Source organism: Sphaerisporangium krabiense, from assembly GCF_014200435.1.
Taxonomy (GTDB): domain Bacteria; phylum Actinomycetota; class Actinomycetes; order Streptosporangiales; family Streptosporangiaceae; genus Sphaerisporangium; species Sphaerisporangium krabiense.
This window is the reverse complement of the sequence record NZ_JACHBR010000004.1, coordinates 116,013-122,082: the sequence shown is the minus strand read 5'-3', so window position 1 is coordinate 122,082 and position 6,070 is coordinate 116,013. Positions and strand designations below refer to the sequence as shown.

Annotated in this window: 6 protein-coding genes; all 6 read left to right on the top strand. The window is 71.2% G+C overall.

Annotated elements, in window-relative coordinates; all coding sequences use genetic code 11:
* On the top strand, positions 1 to 787 hold a 787-nt coding region (locus BJ981_RS37375; protein WP_221315655.1), incomplete at its 5' end, for an amidohydrolase family protein.
* Positions 784 to 1,890: a mandelate racemase/muconate lactonizing enzyme family protein gene (locus BJ981_RS37370; protein WP_184618258.1), complete on the top strand. Its 1,107-nt coding sequence runs from the start codon at positions 784 to 786 to the stop codon at positions 1,888 to 1,890. The genes BJ981_RS37375 and BJ981_RS37370, both read left to right, overlap by 4 nt.
* A complete protein-coding gene (locus BJ981_RS37365) occupies positions 1,887 to 2,768 on the top strand; it encodes an amidohydrolase family protein (RefSeq protein ID WP_184618257.1) in 882 nt (293 codons plus the stop codon). Before BJ981_RS37370 ends, BJ981_RS37365 begins: the two co-directional genes overlap by 4 nt.
* Positions 2,765 to 3,508, top strand: coding sequence for an amidohydrolase family protein (locus BJ981_RS37360; RefSeq protein ID WP_184618256.1), 744 nt, complete (start codon positions 2,765 to 2,767; stop codon positions 3,506 to 3,508). The genes BJ981_RS37365 and BJ981_RS37360 overlap by 4 nt, the downstream gene beginning before the upstream one ends.
* A 122-nt stretch (positions 3,509 to 3,630) precedes the next feature.
* Positions 3,631 to 4,617: a dihydrodipicolinate synthase family protein gene (locus BJ981_RS37355; protein ID WP_184618255.1), complete on the top strand. Its 987-nt coding sequence runs from the start codon at positions 3,631 to 3,633 to the stop codon at positions 4,615 to 4,617.
* A gap of 67 nt (positions 4,618 to 4,684) precedes the next feature.
* Positions 4,685 to 6,034 carry an ABC transporter substrate-binding protein gene (locus BJ981_RS37350; RefSeq protein ID WP_184618254.1) on the top strand — a complete coding sequence of 450 codons (1,350 nt, stop codon included), beginning with the start codon at positions 4,685 to 4,687 and terminating at the stop codon, positions 6,032 to 6,034.
* Positions 6,035 to 6,070 lie beyond the last annotated feature (36 nt).

The following is a 6,070-nucleotide window of genomic DNA, read 5'->3' as shown; positions in this document are numbered from 1 at the left end:
ACCGCCTGGTAGAGCTCGCGAGGGTCCTGTGATCGACTTCCACACCCACACCCCCGCGTGGCGCACCGCGAGCTGGCTGGGCGGCGTCCAGTTCGGCGCGGACGAGTTCGTCGCCTTCATGGACACCGCCGGCATCGAACAGGCGCTGGTCCTGAGCTACGACGGCCTCTTCGACGCCACCCCCGAGGCCAACGACGACCTCGCCGCGTTCGTCGGGCGGTACCCGGAGCGGCTCGCCGGCTTCGGGACCGTGCACCCGCGCCGCGCGGACGCCCCCGAGGAGGTCGACCGGATGATCAACCGGCTCGGCCTGCGCGGACTCAAGCTGCACCCGTGGCTGCAGGGCTTCAGCATGCACGAGCTGACGCTCGACCCGGTCTGCGAGGTCCTCGCCCAGAGCGGCGGCATCCTGCTGAGCCACGACGGGACACCGCCCTACTCCACCGGCGGCCAGATCGCGGCCCTGGCCCGCAGGCACCCCACGCTCCCGGTCGTCCTCGGGCACGGCGGCCTGCACGACACCTGGCGGGAGTCGCTCGCCCTCACCATCGAGACCCCCAACCTCTACATCTGCATCTGCGGCACCCCGCCCTACGCGGCGCGCGAGATCCTCTCCCGGGCGCCCTCCCACAAGGTCCTGTTCGGCACCGACGCCGGCCTGTCGGACCGCAAGAGCCAGGACTACGCGGTGGCCCGGGTGGCCGAGATCGACGGATGGGGCATCACCGACGAGCAGCGCCACGCGATGCTGGTCGACAACCCCCGCGCCCTGCTGGCGGGGCGATGAGGCCGGCCGTCGCCGCGGTCCACACCGCGGCGATCAGCCTGGACGCGCGCCGGGACCTGGCCGTCACCGGGGCCAGGGGAAGCCACGCCCGTTCGGACTTCCTGCTGGTCCGCGTGGTGACCAGTACCGGCGTCGAAGGGTACGGCGAGGTCAGCGCGACGCCGCTGTGGAGCGGCGAGGACGGCGCCACCGCGGCGCATTTCATCCGCGAGATCCTGGCCCCCGCCCTGGTGGGCCGGCCGCTCACGCCGGTCGGCGGCCTGGAGCTCCTGATGGACCGGCTGCTGGCGGGCAACCCGTTCACCAAGGCGGGCGTGTCCATCGCGCTGTGGGACGCGTTCGCCAGGACCCTCGGCGTCCCGCTCGCCGTGGCGCTCGGCGGCCCGTACCGCGACGAGGTCCCGATCAAGCTCTCCCTGTCCGGCGACGGGCCGGCCCTGGACTCGGTCTTCCAGGCCGCGACGGCGGCCGGGTTCGGGGCGTTCAAGGTCAAGGTCGGGCTCGGCGTCGCGGGCGACGTCGCCCGGGTGTCCCGGGCCCGCGGCCTTGCCGGCCCGGAGACCTTCCTCGGGGCCGACGCCAACGGAGGGTGGACGCGCAGCCAGGCGGCCCGGGCGATCCCCGCGCTGACCGAGCAGGGCGTCTCGTTCGTCGAGCAACCGGTCGCGCCGGCCGATCTGGACGGCATGCGGGGGCTGCGGAACCTCGGCCTGCCGGTGGTCGCCGACGAGTCCGTCTTCGGCGAGGCCGACCTGACCGCGCTCGTCCGGGCGGAGGCCGCCGACTGCGTCAGCCTCTACGTGGGCAAGAGCGGCGGCCCCGGACGCGCCGTGGCGATGGGGCGGCTCGCCTCGGCCTTCGGGATCGACGCGCTCCTCGGCTCCAACGGCGAGCTGGGGATCGGCGCCGCCGCGCAGCTCCACGTCGCCTGCGCGCTGCCGGCGCTGTCCCGGGAGTTCCCCTCCGACATCATCGGCGCGCACTACTACGCCGAGGACATCCTTGAGGAGCCGCTGGACAGCGACGGCCGTCGCGTCCGACTGGGCGACTCACCCGGACTGGGCGTCCGGCCCCGAGCAGACCTGATGAGGGAATTCCGATGATCGTCGATGTCCACGCCCACACCCCCACCCACCGTGACGTGGTGCCGGCCGGAGAGGCGTGCGTCTTCACCTCCTGGCGCACCGATCGTCCGGTCGTCACCACCAACACCTGGGCCGACTTCGACGGCGCCATGTCCGCGGCGGACGTCGCGATCGTGTTCAACATCGCGGTGGCCGACCCGGCCGCCACGACCGGCATCCCGCACGATCCCGACCGTACCAACGACGCGACCGCGGAGTTCGTGGCGAACGACCCCGCCCGCCGCATCGGGTTCATGTCCGTGGATCCGACGTCCTCCGACTGCCTGGAGGAGGCCGAGCGGTGTCGCGAGATGGGGCTCGTCGGCGTCAAGCTCGGCCCCAACTACCAGAACTTCGACCCGCTCGGCGAGCCCGCGCTGGCGTTCTACGCCTACTGCGAGCGGAACGCGCTCCCCATCCTCTTCCACCAGGGGGCGTCGCCGATCCGCACGGCGCCGCTGCGCTACACCTACCCGCTGGTGACCGACGAGGTGGCGCTGCGCTTCCCCGAACTGCGCATCGTCATGGCGCACATGGGCCACCCCTGGGGCAAGGAGACCGTGGCGACGATCCGCAAGCACCCCCACGTCTACGCCGACGTCTCCTCCATCTACCTGCGACCCTGGGTCTGCTACGAGTCGCTGCTCGCCGCGGTCGAATGGGGCTGCACGGACAAGCTCCTGCTCGGCTCGGACTTCCCGATCGCCAACACCGGCGAGGCGATGGCGGGCCTGCGCGGCGTCAACAGGATCCTGGAGGGCACGGCGCTGCCGCGCGTGCCGTCCGAGCTCATCGAGCGGATCATCCACGCCGACGCGCTCTCCGCGCTGGGCCTGACCCTGGGGGGTGCCCGATGATCGTCGACGCGCATGTGCGGCTGGGGCGGGGCCGCGAGGTCGGCCTCCAGGCCGACGAGCTGATCGCGACGATGGACGCGCTGGGCGTCGACGTGGCGCTGGTGGCGCCGGACGAACGCTGCATCGCCTACGACAACCGGGCCGGCAACGAGCACGTCGCCGCGGCGGCGGCCGCCTCGCGGGGGCGGCTGATCCCGTACGCGGTCGCCAATCCGTGGCGCGGGCGGGCCGCCGTGGAGGAGCTCGAACGGGCCAGGGACGCCGGCGCCCGCGCCCTGAACGTGGACAGCGTGCTGCAGGGCTTCGACCTTCTCGACGGGCTGCTCGATCCGCTGCTGGAGTTCGCGGCCGAGGCGGCGTGGCCCGTCTACGTCCGTACCGGCACCCCTCCGAACGCGCTGCCGCTGCCCCTGGCCAGCCTGGCCAGGCGCTGGCCGCGGACGCCGTTCGTGATGGGCCGCAGCGGCGCCACCGACTTCTGGATCGACGCGGCGCCGGCGCTGCGCTACGCGCCGAACCTCTACGGCGACACCAGTTACGCGCCGTGGGACACCGTCCTGGTCGAGCTGGGCAGGGACGCGGAGATCGGCCCGTCGCGGCTGGTCTTCTCCACCGACGCGCCCTACACGGTGCCGCGCTCGGAGCTGCGCCGGGTCCTGGACTGGCCGATCGACGACGACGCGCGACGTGACGTGCTCGGCGGTACGATCATGCGCCTTCTGGGCCCTTCTCCGGGCTGACCCCCGCTCTTTCTCCCCCCCCGGCGAGCCTCTTGTCGTCCCTGAACTTCGGGATCTGACACCCATCATCAGAAAAATATTTCTGATATTTCGAAACAACTGTGATCGAGGTAGGAGTGCGAATGAACATCCAGACGAGTGCCTCTCCCGCGGCGGCTCCGTTCCGCGGCGGTTACGGGGACGCCTCGGATCTGGTCCGGGGGATCTCGCCCGTGCTCGAGGTCCCGTTCACCGACTCCGGAGACGTCGACTTCGAGGGATTCGGCCGGGTGGTCGACTACGTCCTCGGCACGGGCGTGACGAGCGTGATGTTCCCCGGCTTCGCCTCGGAGTTCTACAAGCTGACCGAGGAGGAGCGCCGCGAGCTGACCGGGATCCTCCTGCGGCGGACCGCCCCCCGGGAGGACTTCGCGGCGATCGTCGCGGTGCAGGACCACACCACCCGCATGGCCGTCGCCAGGGCGCGCGAGGTCGTGGCCGCCGGGGCGGACCTGATCAACCTGCTGGCGCCGCACTTCCTCAACCCCTCGCGTCGCGCCCAGGTCGAGCACGTGTCGGCGGTCCTGGAGGCGGTCGCCCCGACCCCGGTGGTGCTGCAGTACGCCCCGGCAGAGACGGGGACCAGCCTGGACGCGGCCACCATCGCCGACCTGGTGCGCACCCACCCGAACCTCCGGCTGATCAAGGTGGAGTCCAGCCCGCCCGGACGGCTCATCGGCGAGCTGGCCGCCCTCGACCCGCCGGTCACCTCGCTGGAGGGCTACGCCGGCGTGCAACTGCCCGACGCGTGGCGGCGCGGCGCGGTCGGCAGCCAGCCCGGATGCTCGTTCACCGAGATCTACGTCGAGATCTGGCGCCGGCTCACCTCGGGCGACGAGGCGGGCGGCGAGGACCTGCACCGGCGGCTGCTGCCCTACATCTCCTACTGGATGCTCGACACCGAGCTCATCATCGCCGCCGAGAAGCAGATCTCGTTCCGCCGGGGTCTCATCGACAGCCCCTACTGCCGCAGGCCCGCCCACGTGCTCGACGCCGAGGAGCTGCGCCGGATCGAGGTCTTCCTCCGGGAATTCGCCGATCTCCTGCCCGACCTCTCCCGTCGGAACTGAGCAACGGGGACGAAAGCCTAGAAACAAGGACACTAACCCCGATATCACTAATAACGGAGGTTTCATAGTGAAGATCACCCGCACGCTACTGGCCGGTTCGGTCGCGGTCCTCTCCCTGGCTCTGACCGCGTGCGGTGGCGGTGGCGGCGGCGAGTCCGCCGCGAAGCCACCCGACGCCAAGAGCTGGCAGCAGGACATCAAGGGCGGCCCGATCGAGGTCGGCGTCCTTCCCGCCACCGGCACCCCCTCTCTGAAGTTCCTGGAGGAGGTCGCCGCCGGCGTCGAGAAGGACCACCCCGGCGCCGACCTGAAGATGACCTTCGCCAACACCAAGGCCCGGCCGACCCTGGAGCAGAGGTGGCGCGCCGGCGACGGGCTCGACGTCGACTACACGATGTTCGACGGCACCAACCCGGCGCTGCTGGAGTGGGCCGACAGCGGCGCCCTGCTGGACCTCAAGCCCTACCTCGACCAGGTGGACCCGACCTCCGGCAAGCCCTGGCTGGACCAGTTCAGTCCCGCGGTCACGCAGTTCATGCAGCACCCGGAGACCAAGAAGATCTACGGCGTGCCCTCCGAGCTGTCCCTGCAGGTGCTGTTCTACAACGCCGGGCTCTTCAAGAAGCACGGCGTCACCCCGCCCGCCACCTGGGACGAGCTGACCGCGGCCGCCGACCGGCTCAAGGCCGCCGGGGTGGACCCGATCGCGGTCACCGGGCTGTTCGAGCCCTACATGGGCATGTGGAGCGACAACATCTGGCTGCGCACCGTCGGATACGACAAGGTCCACGACGTCCTCACCGAGGGCACGGGGAAGATCACCGACGACCCCGGGTTCCTCAAGGGGCTGGAGATGCTCCAGGACCTCCGTGACAGGAAGGCCTTCCTCACGGGGTTCGAGGGCACCGACTTCACCGCGGCCCAGGCCCAGTTCTTCCAGGGCAAGGCCGGCATGATCCTCATGGGGAGCTGGCTCGTGAGCGAGATGGCCGACGTGATCCCCAAGGACTTCGAGCTGGGCGTCCTGCAGTTCCCGACCGTGACCGGCGGGACCGGCGACCAGGCGAGCATGCTCGCCGCCGCCCAGCTGATGTCGGTGTCCGCCAAGAGCGCGAACATCCCGCTCTCGCTGGAGTGGATCCGCCGGGTCACCAGCGTGGAGACCCAGACCCGCAGGGCCAAGGAGATCGGCGAGGTCTCCGCGGTCAAGGGGGTGTCGAGCCCTCCCGGCCTGCCCGGCATCTCCGAGGTCGTCGCCAAGGCCGACCGGCTCCAGGCGAGCTACTACGGCCTGCTGGAGTCCAAGGCCAAGGACGTCGTCTACCCCGAGATCGCCAAGCTCCTGTTCGGCAAGCAGGACGCGCGGCAGGCCCTCGACAACCTGGACAAGGGACTGCGCCGCGTCCACGGCGGCTGAACCCCCCCGACCGAACCGCCACGGGGCTGCGCTCCC